We start from the raw sequence: 18,656 nt of genomic DNA on the forward strand, positions 1-18,656 counted from the left end.
TTTATTTTTTGCAAAAATTTTATAATTAAAAAGATTACTATTTGTAAAATAGTAATCTTTTTAATTTTTTATTTGAATATTATCATGGTCTTAATGTATTTCCATACAATCTTCCAAATTCATCAATATATGCAGGCTCATTTCCTTCATAAACTATAAGGGTGTTTCCTTTTCTATAATAATGAGGTTTATTAGTTGCGGTATAATTCGCTTTAGTTCCACTAATAGTCATTCCATCAGATGAAATTCTGTTAATATCTGCATCTAAATCTCCAACTGTATTATATTCATAGAGTCTTACTGTATCTCCTCCTAATTTATAATCTGTTTCGTTACCTTTAAAATAATCAACTTTAGAATTAGGAAGTTCTATAACTTTATAACCAGCATTTGAAATATCATTTTTAAAATTCTCGGGTCCGTATTTCATAGTATCAGTGGCGAATTGCATATTATTAGTTCCATCTGTAGTACCTGTGTTATTTGTTCCTGTTCCATTGGAACCAGTTGAACTTCCCCCGGTATTTGTTCTGCTTCCATTAGTGCCGTCTTGTAAATTTGCAGAATTATTACCATTGCCACCCCGAGGCGTATTTATATTATTATTATTAGCACCATCTGTAGTGTCTAATCTTGTAAAATTAGTTCTATTTCTTAGATGATCCCTGATATCACCACATCCAAATAATGATATTGAGAATAAAAGAATTGAAAATAGCATAAATGCTAAAATAGATTTTCGTCTCATAATAAATCACCCTTTCTATCGAAGTTATTACGTAATTATTATGTGAAAAAAACGAAAATCTATTCATAGGATTATTCTTGAATTTTATTTCTGAGTCTTCTAACTCCAGGATATAGTTCTTCGGTCGCTTCATCTATATCTATATCCATTCCATCTAAGTATTCTATATGTTCAAAAGCATCAACATAGTCATCTTCATCATCAATAATTTTATCTGAAGATTTTCCGTACTTAGCATATATATCTTTTAAATCAAGACTTTCTTCATCAATTTCGCTTAGTTCATCCTTATCTAAAGAGGATTTTAAATCATTTAAAAATTCTTCTTCTAATAGCTCGTTTTGCTCCTGGCTTTTAGCGATATCTTCTATTTTAATTGCTTTTGTATCTATTCCATCTATTTCTAAACACTTACCACAATTATCACAAATTTTATTTTCGTAAATATCACAGTAGTCGTCATCGGTATATTTATATGTCATTTATAACACCTCGTTATCTATATTTGAATTTTTATTATACCAAAAACAATCAATCAAATCAAATAATAATTTATGATTTGTTATTTATAAAAACTTTTAATAGTATTAACTAAATTATAGCATTCCATTCAATATATTTATTCAATATTGAAATTGCTTTTTCTAAATATTTTCTTTCTAGTTCTGTAAACCTGCCAAATTCAGCGCTATCCAAATCAAGAACACCTATAAGCTTATCATCTCTTACTATAGGGATAACTATTTCTGAGTTTGAAGCCGCATCACAGGCTATATGTCCCTCAAAATTATGTACATCATTAACTAACAAAGTTTCTCTTTTTAATGCCGCTAAACCACAGACCCCCTTCCCTATTTCGATTTTTGTGCAAGCAGGCATGCCTTGAAATGGACCTAATTTAAGAGCATTATTATTAACTAAATAAAATCCGCACCAATTTATTCTTCCTATTAATGCATTTATTAAGGCAGAGGCATTACATAGTTTAGTTATTGGTAAATCTTCATCACTAACTAACCCTTCGAGCATGATCAGCATATTATCTAATTTACTTTCAGTGCTCATATCTTCAAAAACTTTTATATCAAACATTTTTTATCACATCACCTTTTAAATTATTTTAATCTTTATATCATCATTAAATATAATACTATTTTTTTCTCCAAATGGGAATAATAATATTACGATGGTTACTTATCCAAAATCTGTGATGATGCAATGCTCAGAACATAGGTTTGCTATAGAAATTATTATATGCTATAATAATTAGAAGAATAGAGAGGTGTTTGTAATGTCAGACGAAAAAGATAAGCAATCAGAGATATATGAATTTTTAAAAACATATACAGAAAGTAAAGGTTACCCACCTTCGGTTAGAGAAATTTGTGAAGCTGTATCATTAAGATCGACTTCAACCGTTCATGGACATTTAAAAAGATTAGAGAGAAAAGGTATGATTAAAAGAGATCCATCCAAGCCAAGAGCTTTGGAAATAGCTGAACTTTCAGTACCTAAAAGGGAAATGATAAATATTCCTATCTTGGGTAAGATTACAGCTGGTCTTCCAATACTTGCAACTGAAAATATAGAGGATACTTTTACCTTACCATTAGATTATATAAAACATGATAATGAGCTTTTTATGTTGCGTGTATCTGGAAAGAGCATGATTAATGCAGGCATTAACGATAATGATTTAGCTATTATAGAAAGTGCGCAAAATGCTAAAAACGGAGATATAGTAGTTGCATTAATTGACGATAGCGCTACTATAAAGAGATTCTACAAGGAAAAAGATCATATTAGACTTCAACCAGAAAATGATGCAATGGATCCAATCATAGTAGATGATTGTAAAGTTTTAGGTAAGCTTGTTGGTATATTCAGATCCTTTATATAAATATCTTTATAAAATAAATTAATAAACTATCTAATTATCAAAGTTCTATTAAATTTATAGATTTGATAACTCAGATAGTTTATTTTTATTATAATTTATTTATTTTAAAAGTAATATATTCTATAAAACGTTCAATACTCTGCTTAATCCAATAAGTACTCCAATTTTACCATGATCAAAATTTAGCCCGCCTTGTATATAAGCAATATACGGTTCTCTAACTGGCCCGTCTGCAGATAATTCAATAGTTGAACCTGAAATAAATGCTCCTGCAGCCATAACAATTTCACTATCATAACCAGGCATCGCCCAAGGTTCACACACTGCAAATGCATCTATTGGCGAACCTGCCTGTATACCACTACAGAAATTAACTAATTTTTTAGGATCTCCAAATTCTATTGCTTGTATAATATCTGTTCTTTTATCACTTGATGCTGGGAATACTTTAAAACCTGCTATTTCCATTACACGCGCACAAAAAATTGCTGTTTTTACAGCCTCTATAGCTACATGAGGTGCAGAAAATAACCCTTGATAAAAACTCCTCATAAGACCATATGTAGCGCCATATTCGCCGCCCACTCCTGGTACAGTCATTCTATTTGCAGCAGCATCTACATATTCTTTCTTTCCAACTATGTATCCACCTCCTGGTGCAATCCCACCTCCTATATTCTTCATAAGCGATCCTGCCATTATGTCAGCACCAAATTCAGTAGGCTCAACAGTTTCTATAAATTCACCATAACAATTATCAACGAAGATTATAACATCTTCACGAATTTCTTTGATACATTTAATAACTTCTGCTATTTGGGAAACTAAAAATGATTTTCTAGAAGCATAACCAGTACTTCTTTGAATATGTATAAGTTTTATACTCGAATCACGCTTTAAAGCCTCTTTAATTTTATCAAATTGGAATTTTCCTTCTTTATCTAAATCAACTATTTCTGTTTTTATTCCATATTCATCTAAAGAGCCAGGATTCTTTTTTTCTGATAAGCCAAGTACACCTAATAAGGTATCATACGGAAGACCTGAAACGCAAAGTATTTTATCCCCAGGTCGTACATTACCAGCTATAGCACACCCTATAGCATGAGTTCCACTAACAAAATGCGGACGCACAAGACCAGCTTCAGTATTAAAAATACTTGCGTATACATTATCTAAGGCATCACGACCTAAATCATCAAGACCATATCCAGTGGTATTCGTAAAATGTGAATCGCTAATTTTTTCAGTTTGAAAAGCTCTTAAAACTTTGAGTTGATTAAATTCTCTAATTTCATCATATTCTTTAAATTGAGCTTCAGTGTCAGTTAAAGCCTGTCTATAAATCTCAAACGTCTTCTCTCCTATATTATAATTTTTAATTAAAAATTCTTCTGTTTGTTTTAACATATCTAAGTCTCATCCTCCAAAGTACTTATTTCATATAGTTTAAGCATTGTTTAAAAAAATAAAAAATCAATCCACCTGGCTATTTTCCACCATTGTTATGAGAACAAGCTACTTCTTTGTCTGATGAAAAATACCCCGGCATTATTTAGACTTGTTATTTTCTTTCATATGCCTTAATTAACAATAAGAAAATTATATAACCCAAAAATAAATAGGCAAATTAAATGCCTATTTACTAACTTTCATATTCATTTTCTGCAAATAAAATTGGCTTAGCTGGCGTTATAGTTGATATCGAATGCTTATAAATAAGCATTTGCTTGTTATCAGAATCTAAAATAACAGTGAAATTGTCAAAGCCTTTTACAGTACCCTTTAATTGAAATCCATTCAACAAATGTATAGTCAACTGTATCTTATTTCTTCTCGCATTATTTAAAAAAATATCTTGTAAATTATTTTGTGCTTTATTGACCAAAATATAACACCTCCATATACATAACTTTATTATTATTATACAGCTAGTTTTTTCCTATGTCATTAATAACTTTTTCTAAAATTTCATCATCGCTCATGATGTCTTTATCTAAAAAAATACATCTCTTATCTCGTCTAAACCATGTTAGCTGCCTTTTAGCATAATTTCTAGAACCTTGTTTTATCATATCTATTGCTTCATCTAATGAAATTTTACCCTCTAAATAATAAAGAATTTCTTTATAACCAATTCCCTGCATAGATTGAACATTTGAAGTATAACCCATTTCTTTTAATCTTATGCACTCATCTAATAGTCCCTTTTCCATCATGATATCTACTCTTTTATTGATTCTTTCGTATAGTTTTTCTCTATCCATCGTTAATACATAATAAAAAATATCATAATTGCTATTGTAGAAATCTTCACCAGCATTATAAGAACTAAAGGGTTTATTAGTAAGTTTAAACACCTCTAATGCCCTAATTACCCTTTTTCTATTATTAGGATGTATTTCAGCATGGCTTATTGGATCGATATCTTTTAACATATTGTGTATATATTCATTTCCCTTCTCAGTGGCTAACTCTTCTAAATACATTCTATAATCTTCATCTTTTTCTGATTCAGTAAAATTCATATTACAAGTTAATGAATTAATATATAGTCCAGTGCCTCCAGATATTATTGGAAATTTTCCTTTTTCTATGATACTTTTTAAGGCTTTTTCTCCATATTCCTTAAAATCTGCAACAGAAAACTCAGTATCTGGTTCTATGATATCTATTAAATAATGTTTAATCCCATCCATTTCTTCTTTTGTTACCTTAGCAGACCCAATATCCATGTGCTTATATATCTGCATAGAATCAGCGGATAAAATTTCGCCATTAAGCTTCTTTGCAAGCTTAATTGAAAGGTCAGTCTTCCCCACCGCTGTTGGCCCGCCAATTATTAATAATTTCTGCTTCATTATCTCATCCCTTCATTATAATGATTAGAGTATTAATTAAATTATAAAAATCGTTTATATTATTCTCCTAAATTTTTTCTCAATATCTGTATTTGTAAACTTTATTATTACAGGTCTTCCATGAGGACAATGAAAAGGATCATCTATAAATCTTAAATCTTCAATTAACTTTATCATTTCATTTATTTCTAATTTATCATTCCCTTTTATGGCAGCTTTGCAAGCTTTGGTTGCAATTGCATTATGCTTTACCTCACTCGTTTTTCCATTTCCTAAATTCTTCAAATTATCTAGAATATCTAAAAATAAGCTCTTAGGATTAAGTTTTCCTAAAAAGTAAGGAACCTCTTTTAAAGATAAAGAAGTACCACCAAATTCCTCTAATAAAAAGCCTGCCTGTTTAAAGATCTCTTTATTCTCTTCAAAATAAGAATAATCATCCATACTTAAATCTATTATGCTTGGAACCATAAGAGGTTGGATAATAATAGTTCCATTTTCAATTTCTTTTAGATATTTCTCAAATAATATTTTTTCATGAGCTGCATGCTGGTCAATCATATATAATGTCCCGTCATATTCACCTAATATGTAAGTTTTATTATATTGGCCAATTATTGATATAGGCGGAAATTTAGCAATAGTTTTTTCTTCATCAATTTTACTATATTCCTTTGAGTTTGACATAACACTAGTATTATAGTCTTCCTCTTCATCATTATTATCCTCAGAAAATTTTTCTTCAATATTCTTATTAGATTTTAAATCTACAGGTATCTCTACTCTATTTTTTCCTTCTTCATTAAAGTCTTTGTTTTCAATTGATATATTTCTATCATAAGTTGAATTTACATTATAAGCATCCATTGTTCTATCTTCATTATTAGAATAGTTATTGACTTTAAGATCTTTTCCTTGTTCCATTAATGTTTTGACTGCTGAATTTGCAACTTTAACTTTTTCTTCCTCTTCTTTTATTTTAAAAGTTATTTCTTCAAAAGTTGGTATTGGAGAATTTTTAGGTTCTTCTTCCTTAATAGCAAATGTGTCAAACACTTCGCTTTTTAAAGCAGTATGAACAGCTCCAAAGATTTTTTGAAATATCATTCTTTCATCATTGAACTTAACCTCTGCCTTAGTAGGATGAATATTAACATCTACATATTCAGGATATACTTCTATGAATAATATAAAAAATGGGAACTTGTTAACTGTAGAAAAAGACTTAAACGCTTGTTCAACTGCTATGGCTAATGCTCTATTCTTTATGTATCGCTTATTCACAAACACACTTTGATTATTTCTAGATCCTCTGGCAATTTCTTCAGTTCCTACATACCCATAAACCGTAATTAAATCAGAAGCATCATTAAAATAAAGTATATTATCAGTTATAGACTTTCCATATATAGTCCGTATAACATCCTTAAGTTCTCCGTTTCCAAAAGTATGTAGAATCTTTTTTTGATTGTTGTATAATTTAAAACTGATCTTAGGATTAGCTAGGGCAAGCCTGGTTATTATATCGCTTATTAATGAACCTTCTTTAGAGACAGACTTTAAAAATTTCTTTCTAGCAGGTACATTATAAAATAGATCACGAACCTCAAGAAGAGTACCTTTGTTAACACCACATTCCATTACTTCAGAAGCCTTTCCGCCTTCAATAAATATCTCATAACCAAATTCTTCATTTTCCTGCTTGGATTTTAAATTAACTTTGGCTACCGAAGCTATTGAAGGAAGAGCTTCTCCTCTAAAGCCCAAGGTATGTATATTATATATGTCTTCAGATCCTTTAATTTTACTTGTAGCATGAGGAAGAAAGGCTTTGGCTATATCATCTTTATAGATTCCTTCTCCGTCATCTATAATTCGAATTAAAGAGATTCCACCTTCTTCTATTTCAATTGTTATATTTTTAGAATTTGCATCAATGGAGTTTTCAACCAATTCTTTAACCACCGAAGATGGTCTTTCAACAACTTCTCCAGCTGCAATCTTGTTTGCTGTATCCTCATTTAAAATGTTAATTCTCTTCAAATTTAATTTACCTCCTCTCAATGCATTATAATTTATATTTAACCGTTTTATTAAACGATATAATTATTTAATTACATTGATATTATTACATAGTTTATTAACATATTCAATAATAATACCGTTTGTTACCAGTGAAGTACTAATTCTACATCAATTCCTTTTATTATTAGACACTTGTTTTATATAAATTTCAATGATAAATTGCTATTACATTTAATATGGATAGATAAAGATTTATGATTTAAATTAGCAATATGATAATAAAATTTATATAAAACAAATTAATCAAAATAGAATCTTGATTTTAAGATAATAATATTTCTAGTTATAATGGGTAAACTAATACGGTAATTTAATTATTGTAATATTAGGAGGCATTAACATGAGTAATGAAAATTCTTCTTGGAAAAGTAAAACACAGTCTGATCCTTCGTCACGTAATTATGCTAAAGAAGTAAAAAATAAAGCAAACGAAAAGAGCCCTTATGGAGAGGAAGAGCCTTCAGCTCAAACTGATTTTAAGCGCAGTCATAATAAATTCTAACTAAAATAATAACCACTCCTGACATATACGAATATTTCATATACTTAAAGGGAGTGGTTATTCATAATTCAATTTATATATTTATTATATCAAGGTATCATTCTTTAATAAATTATATAATGTCGGATCTAAATTAAACTGCTTCATTAAATTTTTCACTTCATTTAATGCTTTTTGTTTTTTCTCCTTAGATATATTCGCTTTTGAAGCCCTGATTAATATATTCTTAGGAGAATGAGCTATATCTATAAATTCTAAGAGTTGAGTTTTATATCCAACACATTCTAATAGATTTGCACGCACACTATCTGTCATAAGAGCAGCAACTCTTTCTTGCACTATTCCATACCTTGTTAATATTGATAAGGAATCAGTTTTCATTTGAGCATTAAATTCATGTTGACAGCATGGTACTGAAAAAATCATTTTAGTATTCCACTTTATTGCATTATATAAGGCATAATCAGTAGCAGTATCACATGCATGTAATGTAATTACCATATCAACTTTGTTATTATACTTAAAGCCATTAATATCACCAAGTTCAAAATGCAAATTTTCATAATTATATCGTTTAGCTATATCGTTACATTTTTTTATAACATCTGCTTTTAGATCTAAGCCTATCATCTTTACATTAATTTTTTTAATCTTAACAAAATAGTAATAAAGCACAAATGTTAAATAAGATTTTCCACATCCAAAATCTAAAATAGTTAAATCGCTATAATCATTACTCTTAATTTCATCATCGATAATTTCAACAAACCTATTTATCTGCTTATACTTATCATATTTTGAATTAACCACTTTTCCTTCTTTAGTGAAAACACCTAAATCAATAAGTGGTTCAATAATCATTCCTTCTTTTAGAATATAATTTTTCTCTTTATTATGATTCTTATTAATAAGTTTTACATTATCACCTTTTTTCTTACTCAATAAAACCTTACCTTTTTTAGATACTTTCAATTCAAAAGTGATAGAATTAGACCAAGCAGAAATCTGTTTATAATCTGATATATACATTAAAACTTTTTCTTTTAAAACATCTACATCAATATTTTCATGAAAAACTTGCTTATCTGTATATTTTTCTGTTTGATAATACTTTTTATTATTATTTTCTTTAAATACAAATGTTATCTTATTGTATTCAGCACTTTTATTAGATTTATTACTTATAACTAATTTTATAATTTCTTCTTTAGTTATTTCATCAATAGCTTTCATTAATTCTTCCATATCGCTACACACCTTGCTAGTTATTTACGCATAATTATTCGAAATTTATACCTATAATAAATTTAATTGAATATATACAATAATACCATTATATACACTGAATCAATAAATGCAAATCATTTATTAATGAATTTAATGCAAATCTATACCTTTGTTTAGCAAATCCTTAAAAACATTCCATTCTACAAATTTTCCACCCATACTCTCTAAATGCTCTGTCTGCATTTGGCAATCTATAAAAATGAACTTTTCTTCATTTAATTTTTCAGCCAGTTTAATAAGTGCTATCTTCGATGAATTGCTTACTTTAGAAAACATGCTTTCACCAAAGAAGCATTTTCCTACCTTCACTCCGTATAATCCACCTACCAGTTCATCATTTAAATATGTTTCAACGCTCATAGCATAACCAAACTTAAAAAGATTTATATATGCATTTTTCATTTCATCAGTAATCCAGGTTCCCTCACCATTTGCTTCCCTAGTAAATTTGCAATTACCTATTACGCCTTCAAAATCATTGTTAAAGGTTACCTTAAATTCACCTTTTCTTATAATTTTTTTCATAGACTTTGAAATTTTAACTTCTTTAGGTATTAATATAAATCTAGGTTTAGGACACCACCAAAGTATTGGCTGACCATCATCATACCATGGAAAAATACCATTTCTATAAGCTAAAATTAATCTTGGTAAAGATAAATCTCCACCAACTGCTAAAAGCCCATCATCTTCTGAAAATTCTGGCTTAGGGAAAACAAGTTCCCTTGTCAATTTAAAGACTGGCATTAATTAATCACTTCCTTACAAACCAACTCATTTAAGCATTATAATTCTGAAAAGTTTCATTTTAAATAATATTAGTAGGCTTTCCATTAATAAATGCTTCAACATTTCCTGCTAGAAACTCTAAAAGTCTTTGTCTAGATTCAAGACATCTCCATCCAATATGTGGAGTAATAATGACATTTTTCATATCAAAAAGTGGATTATTTAATTCCGGTGGCTCTGGATCCTGAACATCAAGTGCTGCTCCAGCAATCTTTTTATCTTTTAAAGCTTGGATCAAATCAATTTCATTTATAAGTGCACCTCTAGAAGTATTTATAATGAATGCTGATGATTTCATAAGCTCTATTTTAGATTTATTAATAAGATGCCTTGTTTCAGAAGTAAGAGGACAATGTAAAGAAACAAAATCGCTCTTTTCAAGAAGTTCTTCAAGGCTTACAAATTTGATACTTGAATCTCCAAGATCCTTAACTGTTCTATTATATACTAATATATTCATTCCTAATACTTTAGCTATCTTCATCACCTGTTGTCCAATAGCTCCAGCTCCAATAATCCCAAGAGTTTTACCTTGTATTTCAAAATGAGGAACTTGAAGACATTTAGTAAAGTTATCATAATTTTTATTTTCAATCATTCTTAGCTGATTTGCTAGTGATGAGCTTAAGCTTAGCATAAACGTAATCACTAGTTGAGCAACAGCCTCAGTGCTATAACCAGGAATATTGCATACAGATATATTTCTTTCTTTAGCGGCTGCAATATCAATATTATTGTAACCTGTACCAGCTTCGCAAATTAATTTAACACAAGGTGGAAACTTTTCAATTAAGTCCCTACCAATTGTCAATTCCTTTGTAATTATAATATTTTGATCTTTTACCCTTTCTAAAATTTCCTCATTATTGCTATCTTCATATTTAGTAACTTCACCTAATTTGTTTAGAGATGAAAAATCTAATTTATTATCATAATTTATTCTACTTGAATTAAGAAATACAATATTATTCATTTTTATCCTCCCTTTAAATTAATTTTATATTAACTATTTAATTTTTTAGCTTCAGCTACTAACTTATATAAAGTATTCATTGCATCCATAGGATTTAATGTAAGTATATCAACATTACTTAATTCCTTAATTAAAGCTTCTTTCTCCATATAAGTAAAGTCTAACTGCATATTATTAGAATCTTCTTTAATTTTATTCTTTTTATGCATATTTTTTTCATTGTTAATAGATTTATTAATATCATTCATTTCTTCTTTTAAGTGTTCATTTGCATTTTCTGAAGATATTTCAGTCTTGTAATTACTTATTTCTTTATCTACAGCTATTTCACTTTCTTCATTTTTAGCAGCACTAACTTTATTTATATCAAAGTTGTTCTCACCTTCTAAATCAAGTAAAATTTCCTTAGCTCTATTTATTACCGCCTCTGGAAGACCTGCAAGTTTTGCAACTTCTATTCCATAAGACTCATCAGCTCCCCCCTCAACTATCTTTCTCAAGAAAATAACACTATCTTTCATTTTCTTAACTGCTACAGAATAGTTCTTAACTCCAGGTAAAATTCCTTCAAGTTTCACTAGTTCATGATAATGTGTAGCAAATAATGTTTTACATCTTAAATTATTTTCTTTTGTTATATATTCGATTACTGACCAAGCTATTGAAAGTCCATCATATGTAGATGTTCCACGTCCTACTTCGTCTAATAATACTAAACTCTTAGAAGTTGCATTTTTAAGTATATTTGATACTTCCCACATTTCAACCATAAAAGTAGATTTACCACCAGCTAAATCGTCAGAAGCACCTATTCTAGTAAATACTTTGTCGCATATGGAAATGTTAGCACTTGATGCCGGTACAAAAGAACCTATCTGGACCATTATTGTAATAAGTGCTACCTGCCTCATATATGTTGATTTACCTGCCATATTAGGACCCGTTATTAGTAATAGTTCCTTATCAGTTTGATTTAAAGTAGTATTGTTTGAAACAAATTCACCTTTCCCTATTACTTTTTCAACTACAGGATGTCTTCCATCTACAATTTCAATATATCCCTCTTCATTGATCTGTGGTTTAATATAGTCATTTTCAAGAGCTACTAAAGCCAAGGTTGATATTCCATCTAAATTAGAGATAATTCTTGCACTTTTTTTGAGCCTCGAAATCTCTTTTTCTATAGTATCTCTTATTTCAGTGAACAATCCATATTCTAAATTTATAAGTTTTTCTTCTGATCCTAGAATCTTATCTTCCATTACCTTAAGTTCTTCAGTAATATATCTTTCAGCATTTGCTAAAGTCTGTTTTCTTACATATCTTCCTTCAGGAATAGAATTATAATTTGATTTTGATATTTCTATATAATAACCAAATACTTTGTTATAACCAACTTTTAAAGATTTAATTCCTGTAAACTCTCTTTCCTGATTTTCAAGAGCTGCAATCCATTCTTTTCCGTGAAGCTTTGATTGTCTCAATTCATCAACTTCAGGATTATATCCATCTTTTATTATGTTTCCTTCTTTTATGCTTAAAGATGGTTCTTCTTTAATTGATAAATCTAATAAATCCTTAATATCTATAAGCTCATCTAAATCTTCATAATATTCTTTTAAAAGCTCAGAATCAGCATTTCTTAAAAGTCCTTTTATTGTTGGTATTTTTTCTAGAGATGCTTTTAAAGATAACATATCTTTTGCATTTACATTTTTATTAGAAATTTTCCCTACAATTCTTTCTATATCATAAATTTCTTTTAAGGCATTTCTTAAGTCTTCATTAAAGCTAATGGAGCTAAATGCTTCATTGACCCCGTTCAATCTTTTTTCAATTTCTGATTTAATAATTAAAGGTTCTTCTATCCATTTTCTAATAGTTCTTCCACCCATGGATGTAGCACTTTTATCCAGAACCCATAAAAGAGATCCCTTTTTACTTTTTTCTCTTATACTTTCTGTTAACTCTAAGTTTCTTCTTGAATTACCATCAATAGTCATATAATTTACTATTTCATATTGTTCTAGTAAGTTTATATTTGTTAAACTCATTTTTTGAGTTTCATATATGTATTTAAGTAGTACTCTGCTTGTTATTTCTCTTTCAGGAGTTAAACTTGATACTTCCATATCAGAAAATTGATCTATAAGTTCTTCCCTAGAAACGTAAAATTCATTAAAATTCTTTTTAGATATAAGTGCAGAAGTTATTCCCTTTATATCATTAATAAGAGCCTCATTTAAACTTTCATCTACTAATATTTCCTTTGGCAATACCTTTGATATTTCATCTAATAAACTAATCTTTATATTCTCAAAAGAAGTTGTTTTAAATTCACCAGTACTTATATCTGAAACGGCAATACCTATTTTGTCGTTATCTTCATATATGGCCATCAAATAAGTATTATCATTTTCTGTTCCACTATTATTATCAACGAAAGTTCCGGGTGTAATTACTTTTACAACACCTCTTTTAACTATACCTTTAGCTTCCTTTGGATCTTCAAGCTGCTCGCATATTGCTACTTTATACCCCTTACTAATTAATCTTGGTATATAAGCAGCCGCTGCATGATGTGGAATTCCACACATTGGAGCTCTTTCTTCAAGCCCACAATTCTTCCCTGTAAGAACTAATTCAAGCTCTCTAGATACAGTAACTGCATCCTCAAAGAACATTTCATAGAAATCTCCCAATCTATAAAATAGAATACAATCATTGTATTCTTCCTTTGTTCTCATATATTCAACCATCATCGGCGTTAAAGCCATAAGTAAATTCCTCCTTCAAAGTGTTAGTCTTTTATGTATGTAAAGCACATGAAATTGATTATGCCTAAATACAACTTCTCGTATAAATTCCATTATACACCTAAAAATCCCTAAGAATAATTATAACAATTATCTTAGGGATTTTCATTAATATTTATATTTTAAATTATCTATATCTTCATATCGGACATGTAAAAAGAAAAAATAATTACCATACATAGCTTACTATATTTCTTCATATGCCTTATCTTACTAAATTTATTACTGTTGCTTTAGGTCTTGACATAGACTCTATTGAATACCTTATTCCTTGAGTTCCTATACCAGAAGATTTTACGCCAAGGAATGGAAAATGATCTGGTCCTCTTTCTGTTTTATTATTTACCTGTACTGTTCCGACCTCTAATCTGTCAGCTACATAAAAAGCATCATCGATATTTTCTGTAAATACAGCACTTTGAAGACCATATTCTGATCTATTTGCAATTTCTATAGCTTCATCTTTATCTTTAACCCTTAAAATTGGAAGCACTGGTCCAAAAGGTTCTTCCCATGCAATTCGCATGTCTGTAGTAACATTATCAAATAAAGTCGGATAAATTAAATTATCAACTCTATTTCCTCCAACTACTAACTCTGCACCTTTATTTTTTGCATCTTCAATTAACTCCATGACATAATCAGCAGATTTAGTACTAATAAGCGGAACTATAGCAACATCTTTTTCTAATGGATTGCCAACTGTAAGCTTATCCATTTTTTCTTTTACCTTAGCAACTAACTCATCTGCAACTTTGTCGACTACTAAAATTCTTTTAACTGCTGTACACCTTTGACCTGAATATGAATAACCTCCTGCAACTATATTATTTGCGGCAAGCTCTAAATCTGCATCTGCTAAAACTATAGCCGCATCTTTGCCGCCCAATTCCATAAGTAGCGGAACCATACTTGTTATTTTGGAGATTCTAGTTCCCACTTCTGTACTTCCAGTGAAGTTAATGAAATTTATACCTTCATGGGTTACCACATAATCACCTATTTCACTGCCTCTTCCTGTTATTGTGTTTAATACTCCCTTAGGCACGCCAGCTTCTTGAAATACCTTAGCTAAGTATAAACCACACAAACTACCTTGAGTTGCTGGTTTTAAAACAACAGAATTACCTACAATTATTCCTGGTGCAATTTTTGAAGCTGATAAATTTATTGGATAATTAAATGGAGATATTGCAAGTACAACCCCAAGAGGTTCTCTGCTTACAACTGAAATTTTATTTCTCTTAAATCCTGGAAAAGTATCACCCGGAATGCTCTCTCCAGATATATTTTTAGCTGTATCTGCTGTAAATCTAATAAAATCTGCTGTTCTTAAAACTTCTGATTTAGCACTTTTTCTATCTTTTCCAATTTCTCTTATCATTATCTCAACTATTTCTTCAGATTTTTCTACTAAAATATCAGCTGCCTTATATAAAATTTCCGCTCTTTCACTCATAGGAACCTTACTCCATGTTTTTTGAGCTTCTTTTGCTATATTAATCACATTATCCACTTCTTCTTTTGACATAGCAGGAACACTTCCTAATAATGAGTTATCAAGTGGAGAGTATATTTCTATAGATTTGTTATCTTTGCTGCCAACCCATTCTCCATTTATTAAGTTTTTAAAATTATTGTTTTCGCATTTTATACAATTAAACATTATATCACCTCTTCCGAATTAATTTTATTATTAAATAACATTGATTATTATATAGTATATATTACTCCTTTTACCATTATAATTCAATTATTTTTATATTAAAATTTTTATTTGTTTAATTTAAATAGTTGTCTTAGTTTAACAATAATTCAATCAAAACATTACACCCTATTAGTATATTATCAATGTTGATTTCTATTCATGGAATTTAAATCTAACACCTCTAGAGAAATCTTGTGTCATATATAAAAAAATAGCAGGAATATCGTATTGTCTAATTTCCTGCTATTTTATGATCACTCTCAATTATCAGTATTTTATTCAGTTGTAGATTTTAAATCATTTATCAATCTATCAATCCATTCTGGAGATAAATTTCTTCTGCTGCGAAACGCTTCAATATATAAAAAATATTCATCTTCGCTACATATTACCTGTCTTATTTTATTATTTCTACTTTTCTTTATAATTATCTTTTGATTATCTCTCAATGTTTTTAATCCCTTGATAAATACATCTTTTATATATTGATATTTAATTTCAAGATCTTTAGCTTTTGCATTAATATTTGGTTCACTATAGTATGATAACTCGGCATATTCCCAGTATGCTTTAGTTAAATACAAAGTTTCAAAATCATCATATATTACATATGCATTTTCTTCATTTTTTATTGAGCCAAATACCCTTTCCATTGCAGAATAAGTTGTAATCCATACATCACCAGCCTGCTTTATCTCATTTTGCTCAAATTTTCCTCTTTCAATGGCTTTTCTAATAGTAGACCCATTAGCTAGTCCCCATTTCTTCGCTGCTTCAGATAAAGTCATTACACAATCTAATTCATTGCTAGCTTTAATATCTTTTGCAACAAACAAAGCTCTTATATCAGATTTTCCTAATTCACCATTAAAAATTTTAAGTTCTTTTCCATATTGATCAAATTGAGTAGATATAACTAAAATATTTTGTTTTTTATACATTAAATCATAAATATCATCAATATCATAAATTGGATTTTTCTGCTCTTTATCCTCAACATTATATATTGTTGCTGGACAGAGTCTTCTATTTTCAGATGTAATAATAGTGATACTCATAAATCAATCACCTCTTCTATAATTCTGTCACTATTAGGTGACAGCTTTATTATAAACCTTAGTAGTTATACTTGACAATTTCAAATCAATTAAACATAAAAATTTAAGTGAAGCATTTATGGCGGACATAAATACAGCTAAACTTTGCGGCGAAGGGGTTATCTTTAACTCCTATGTATTTTTCCTATAACTTCATAAAAAGAGGTTATATCAAATTTATTATGATATAACCTCTCCCATTATTAGCAACTAGCGATTTCTGGAATAACAAGTACACTTACTGCTAGTGAATCAGCAATTGTACTATCAGGTGCTACTTGTACAAATACTAATTTGTACGAAGCTGTTTCTGGATAAAGTGCTTTGAATTTAAATAAAGCTGTTCCTGGACTACCAATTGCATCACTATCTGGTATCCATTGCTTACTTATAAACTGTATATTATCAGGAAGATTCCACACAAGTTCCCAATGGTATCCTGTGGATCCTTCGCTTACTGAATGAATTTTAACACAAAATTTTTTGCCTGCCTCAACAGTTATGCTTTCTGGAGTCATTAATGAATTTGCCATAATACATTCACACTCCTGATTAATATCAATTTTATTCTAATATTCTTGTAGGTTTAATATTACATTACTAGAGATAAAATTATTCCAAATCTCTATAATATAAAATATGTCTAGTAGTATAATAATGTTCATATATTTTTATTTTTTTGGAACATATTATATTTTCTTTGATCTCCACTTGCTGATTTTATAATTTAATTCCAATATATCTTTACTATGTATAACCTGCTGTTAAATGATGCATGCCAAATCCTTTAATTAAAGAATCTGGCATATTATTTTTGTGCCACTAAATCCAATGTTTTCTGCTTGTCCTAAACAAAGTTGGAATATAAAATTCTTCGATCATTATTCAACTAATTTTCTTGTTATTCTTAAGCTCCACATTAATCTTATGGTTAAGAGCGAAAGAACAAAAATTATTATTACATATAAAAATATATCTATAAATAGAACACCAGTTAAAGCATAGTGAGTAGTGTACATTATACCGTGAACAAACATATCGTGAATAACGTAAATACCTAACGTATATTTACTTACATCAGCTAGTCTGTATCTTTCTAATCTTAAATTACTAAAATACAAATATAAATATATAGCAGACAATGTGCCTAACGGATTAGACGAAAGGTGAAAACACTGCCAAAGCATATTGCCATTTGCTTGTAATAACAAGGCACAACCTCCACGCATCATGGAAAGTATTATATAAATGCAAAGAAGAATATTAGGATTAAACTTTGGTTTATAATCTTTTAGTGTATATCCAGTTATGAAATAACCAAGATAGTCAACAAAATAAAATATAGGTATATATTTGAATTGGAACATCCCCTGAGCCATTTCACTTATCATTGCAAAAGCAAGCAATATATACCCTAGATTTCTAAATACTTTAGCTGAAAATTTGTTTTTTATTTTATATAATATAGGAGTTATAGCATATAAACCAATTATCATATAAAAAAACCAAAGATGTTCGTAAGGAACCCCATGTAAAGTATCTTTAATATAAGATGTAATAGTTGCACTTTTCTCAATAAATATTCTATAGAAGCCATAAATAATAATACTAAAAATAAAAGGAAGTAAAACTCTAGACATTCTCTTTTTATAAAAACTGATTACACTCTTTCCCTCCCAATTACTTAAAAGGTATCTACCACTTATTAATACAAAACTAGGAACAGCAACTCTTGTAAAAAGCTGAATCGAAGATGAAATGCTAAAAGCAGCATTAAAAACATTACTATTAGCTGTAAGAATTGGTGAACAAACGTGTACAGAAATAACAAACAGTGCAGCTAATGTTCGTAAGGAATTCATATTTTTTTCTATCTCATTCATAATTATC

The 18,656-nt window shown here is 29.1% G+C and carries 17 protein-coding genes; 2 read left to right on the top strand and 15 right to left on the bottom strand.

Features of this window, described 5'->3' with window-relative positions; genetic code table 11:
- Window positions 1–82: 82 nt before the first annotated feature.
- The 3 genes from CLOBL_RS03665 to CLOBL_RS03675 form a co-directional block, all read right to left on the bottom strand.
- Complete coding sequence (locus CLOBL_RS03665; protein WP_077857773.1) at window positions 83–748, bottom strand: hypothetical protein; 666 nt, start codon at window positions 746–748, stop codon at window positions 83–85.
- Window positions 749–819: 71 nt separating this feature from the next.
- On the bottom strand, window positions 820–1,230 hold the full coding sequence (locus CLOBL_RS03670) for a hypothetical protein (protein ID WP_009170673.1): 411 nt from the start codon (window positions 1,228–1,230) through the stop codon (window positions 820–822).
- Between the two features lie 109 nt (window positions 1,231–1,339).
- Window positions 1,340–1,840, bottom strand: coding sequence for a GAF domain-containing protein (locus CLOBL_RS03675; RefSeq protein ID WP_077857774.1), 501 nt, complete (start codon window positions 1,838–1,840; stop codon window positions 1,340–1,342).
- A 199-nt stretch (window positions 1,841–2,039) separates the two neighbouring features.
- Between CLOBL_RS03675 and lexA the strand changes: the two genes are divergently transcribed.
- Window positions 2,040–2,648 carry a transcriptional repressor LexA gene (gene lexA, locus CLOBL_RS03680; protein ID WP_077857775.1) on the top strand — a complete coding sequence of 203 codons (609 nt, stop codon included), beginning with the start codon at window positions 2,040–2,042 and terminating at the stop codon, window positions 2,646–2,648.
- Between the two features lie 120 nt (window positions 2,649–2,768).
- Here the strand turns inward: lexA and CLOBL_RS03685 are convergent, their stop codons facing one another.
- The 4 genes from CLOBL_RS03685 to mutL form a co-directional block, all read right to left on the bottom strand.
- On the bottom strand, window positions 2,769–4,058 hold the full coding sequence (locus CLOBL_RS03685) for a methionine gamma-lyase family protein (protein WP_077857776.1): 1,290 nt from the start codon (window positions 4,056–4,058) through the stop codon (window positions 2,769–2,771).
- Between the two features lie 235 nt (window positions 4,059–4,293).
- The gene (hfq, locus tag CLOBL_RS03690) at window positions 4,294–4,536 is read right to left on the bottom strand and encodes an RNA chaperone Hfq (RefSeq protein ID WP_009170669.1); all 243 of its coding nucleotides are present in this window, start codon (window positions 4,534–4,536) and stop codon (window positions 4,294–4,296) included.
- Between the two features lie 43 nt (window positions 4,537–4,579).
- The gene (gene miaA, locus CLOBL_RS03695; protein WP_077857777.1) at window positions 4,580–5,509 is read right to left on the bottom strand and encodes a tRNA (adenosine(37)-N6)-dimethylallyltransferase MiaA; all 930 of its coding nucleotides are present in this window, start codon (window positions 5,507–5,509) and stop codon (window positions 4,580–4,582) included.
- A 54-nt stretch (window positions 5,510–5,563) separates the two neighbouring features.
- The gene (gene mutL / locus CLOBL_RS03700) at window positions 5,564–7,552 is read right to left on the bottom strand and encodes a DNA mismatch repair endonuclease MutL (protein ID WP_077857778.1); all 1,989 of its coding nucleotides are present in this window, start codon (window positions 7,550–7,552) and stop codon (window positions 5,564–5,566) included.
- A 382-nt stretch (window positions 7,553–7,934) separates the two neighbouring features.
- Here mutL and CLOBL_RS27845 point away from each other — a divergent pair, with 382 nt between their 5' ends.
- The gene (locus CLOBL_RS27845; protein WP_009170666.1) at window positions 7,935–8,096 is read left to right on the top strand and encodes a hypothetical protein; all 162 of its coding nucleotides are present in this window, start codon (window positions 7,935–7,937) and stop codon (window positions 8,094–8,096) included.
- Between the two features lie 84 nt (window positions 8,097–8,180).
- On the opposite strand, the gene CLOBL_RS03705 is transcribed toward CLOBL_RS27845, so the two are convergent.
- The 8 genes from CLOBL_RS03705 to CLOBL_RS03740 all read right to left on the bottom strand — a co-directional run bounded on the left by CLOBL_RS03705 (window position 8,181) and on the right by CLOBL_RS03740 (window position 18,649).
- Complete coding sequence (locus tag CLOBL_RS03705) at window positions 8,181–9,341, bottom strand: SAM-dependent methyltransferase (RefSeq protein WP_077857779.1); 1,161 nt, start codon at window positions 9,339–9,341, stop codon at window positions 8,181–8,183.
- A 132-nt stretch (window positions 9,342–9,473) separates the two neighbouring features.
- Window positions 9,474–10,130 (bottom strand): leucyl/phenylalanyl-tRNA--protein transferase, encoded by a 657-nt coding sequence (gene aat / locus CLOBL_RS03710; RefSeq protein ID WP_077857780.1) that lies wholly within the window; start codon window positions 10,128–10,130, stop codon window positions 9,474–9,476.
- A 61-nt stretch (window positions 10,131–10,191) separates the two neighbouring features.
- The gene (locus CLOBL_RS03715; protein WP_077857781.1) at window positions 10,192–11,145 is read right to left on the bottom strand and encodes an NAD(P)-dependent oxidoreductase; all 954 of its coding nucleotides are present in this window, start codon (window positions 11,143–11,145) and stop codon (window positions 10,192–10,194) included.
- A gap of 29 nt (window positions 11,146–11,174) precedes the next feature.
- Window positions 11,175–13,922 (bottom strand): DNA mismatch repair protein MutS, encoded by a 2,748-nt coding sequence (gene mutS, locus CLOBL_RS03720; RefSeq protein WP_077857782.1) that lies wholly within the window; start codon window positions 13,920–13,922, stop codon window positions 11,175–11,177.
- A 244-nt stretch (window positions 13,923–14,166) separates the two neighbouring features.
- Entirely contained in the window at window positions 14,167–15,627 is a 1,461-nt protein-coding gene (locus CLOBL_RS03725) for an NADP-dependent glyceraldehyde-3-phosphate dehydrogenase (RefSeq protein WP_077857783.1), read from the bottom strand.
- A 317-nt stretch (window positions 15,628–15,944) separates the two neighbouring features.
- A complete protein-coding gene (locus tag CLOBL_RS03730; protein WP_077857784.1) occupies window positions 15,945–16,727 on the bottom strand; it encodes a helix-turn-helix domain-containing protein in 783 nt (260 codons plus the stop codon).
- A 242-nt stretch (window positions 16,728–16,969) separates the two neighbouring features.
- On the bottom strand, window positions 16,970–17,299 hold the full coding sequence (locus CLOBL_RS03735) for a protease inhibitor I42 family protein (RefSeq protein ID WP_077857785.1): 330 nt from the start codon (window positions 17,297–17,299) through the stop codon (window positions 16,970–16,972).
- Window positions 17,300–17,647: 348 nt separating this feature from the next.
- Complete coding sequence (locus tag CLOBL_RS03740; protein WP_077857786.1) at window positions 17,648–18,649, bottom strand: acyltransferase family protein; 1,002 nt, start codon at window positions 18,647–18,649, stop codon at window positions 17,648–17,650.
- Between the last annotated feature and the right edge of the window lie 7 nt (window positions 18,650–18,656).

Origin of the sequence: Clostridium sp. BL-8, assembly GCF_002006495.1 — a bacterium.
Classification (GTDB): Bacteria; Bacillota; Clostridia; order Clostridiales; family Clostridiaceae; genus Clostridium.

What these genes read in the sequence shown, in the direction of transcription:
- CLOBL_RS03715 (WP_077857781.1), bottom strand. Translation starts at nt 11,145, where the DNA reads ATGAATAATATTGTATTTCTTAATTCAAGTAGAATAAATTATGATAAT.
- CLOBL_RS03735 (WP_077857785.1), bottom strand. Translation starts at nt 17,299, where the DNA reads ATGGCAAATTCATTAATGACTCCAGAAAGCATAACTGTTGAGGCAGGC.
- CLOBL_RS03705 (WP_077857779.1), bottom strand. Translation starts at nt 9,341, where the DNA reads ATGGAAGAATTAATGAAAGCTATTGATGAAATAACTAAAGAAGAAATT.
- miaA (WP_077857777.1), bottom strand. Translation starts at nt 5,509, where the DNA reads ATGAAGCAGAAATTATTAATAATTGGCGGGCCAACAGCGGTGGGGAAG.
- CLOBL_RS03740 (WP_077857786.1), bottom strand. Translation starts at nt 18,649, where the DNA reads ATGAATGAGATAGAAAAAAATATGAATTCCTTACGAACATTAGCTGCA.
- aat (WP_077857780.1), bottom strand. Translation starts at nt 10,130, where the DNA reads ATGCCAGTCTTTAAATTGACAAGGGAACTTGTTTTCCCTAAGCCAGAA.
- CLOBL_RS03730 (WP_077857784.1), bottom strand. Translation starts at nt 16,727, where the DNA reads ATGAGTATCACTATTATTACATCTGAAAATAGAAGACTCTGTCCAGCA.
- lexA (WP_077857775.1), top strand. Translation starts at nt 2,040, where the DNA reads ATGTCAGACGAAAAAGATAAGCAATCAGAGATATATGAATTTTTAAAA.
- CLOBL_RS03685 (WP_077857776.1), bottom strand. Translation starts at nt 4,058, where the DNA reads ATGTTAAAACAAACAGAAGAATTTTTAATTAAAAATTATAATATAGGA.
- CLOBL_RS27845 (WP_009170666.1), top strand. Translation starts at nt 7,935, where the DNA reads ATGAGTAATGAAAATTCTTCTTGGAAAAGTAAAACACAGTCTGATCCT.
- CLOBL_RS03725 (WP_077857783.1), bottom strand. Translation starts at nt 15,627, where the DNA reads ATGTTTAATTGTATAAAATGCGAAAACAATAATTTTAAAAACTTAATA.
- CLOBL_RS03665 (WP_077857773.1), bottom strand. Translation starts at nt 748, where the DNA reads ATGAGACGAAAATCTATTTTAGCATTTATGCTATTTTCAATTCTTTTA.
- CLOBL_RS03675 (WP_077857774.1), bottom strand. Translation starts at nt 1,840, where the DNA reads ATGTTTGATATAAAAGTTTTTGAAGATATGAGCACTGAAAGTAAATTA.
- CLOBL_RS03670 (WP_009170673.1), bottom strand. Translation starts at nt 1,230, where the DNA reads ATGACATATAAATATACCGATGACGACTACTGTGATATTTACGAAAAT.
- mutS (WP_077857782.1), bottom strand. Translation starts at nt 13,922, where the DNA reads ATGGCTTTAACGCCGATGATGGTTGAATATATGAGAACAAAGGAAGAA.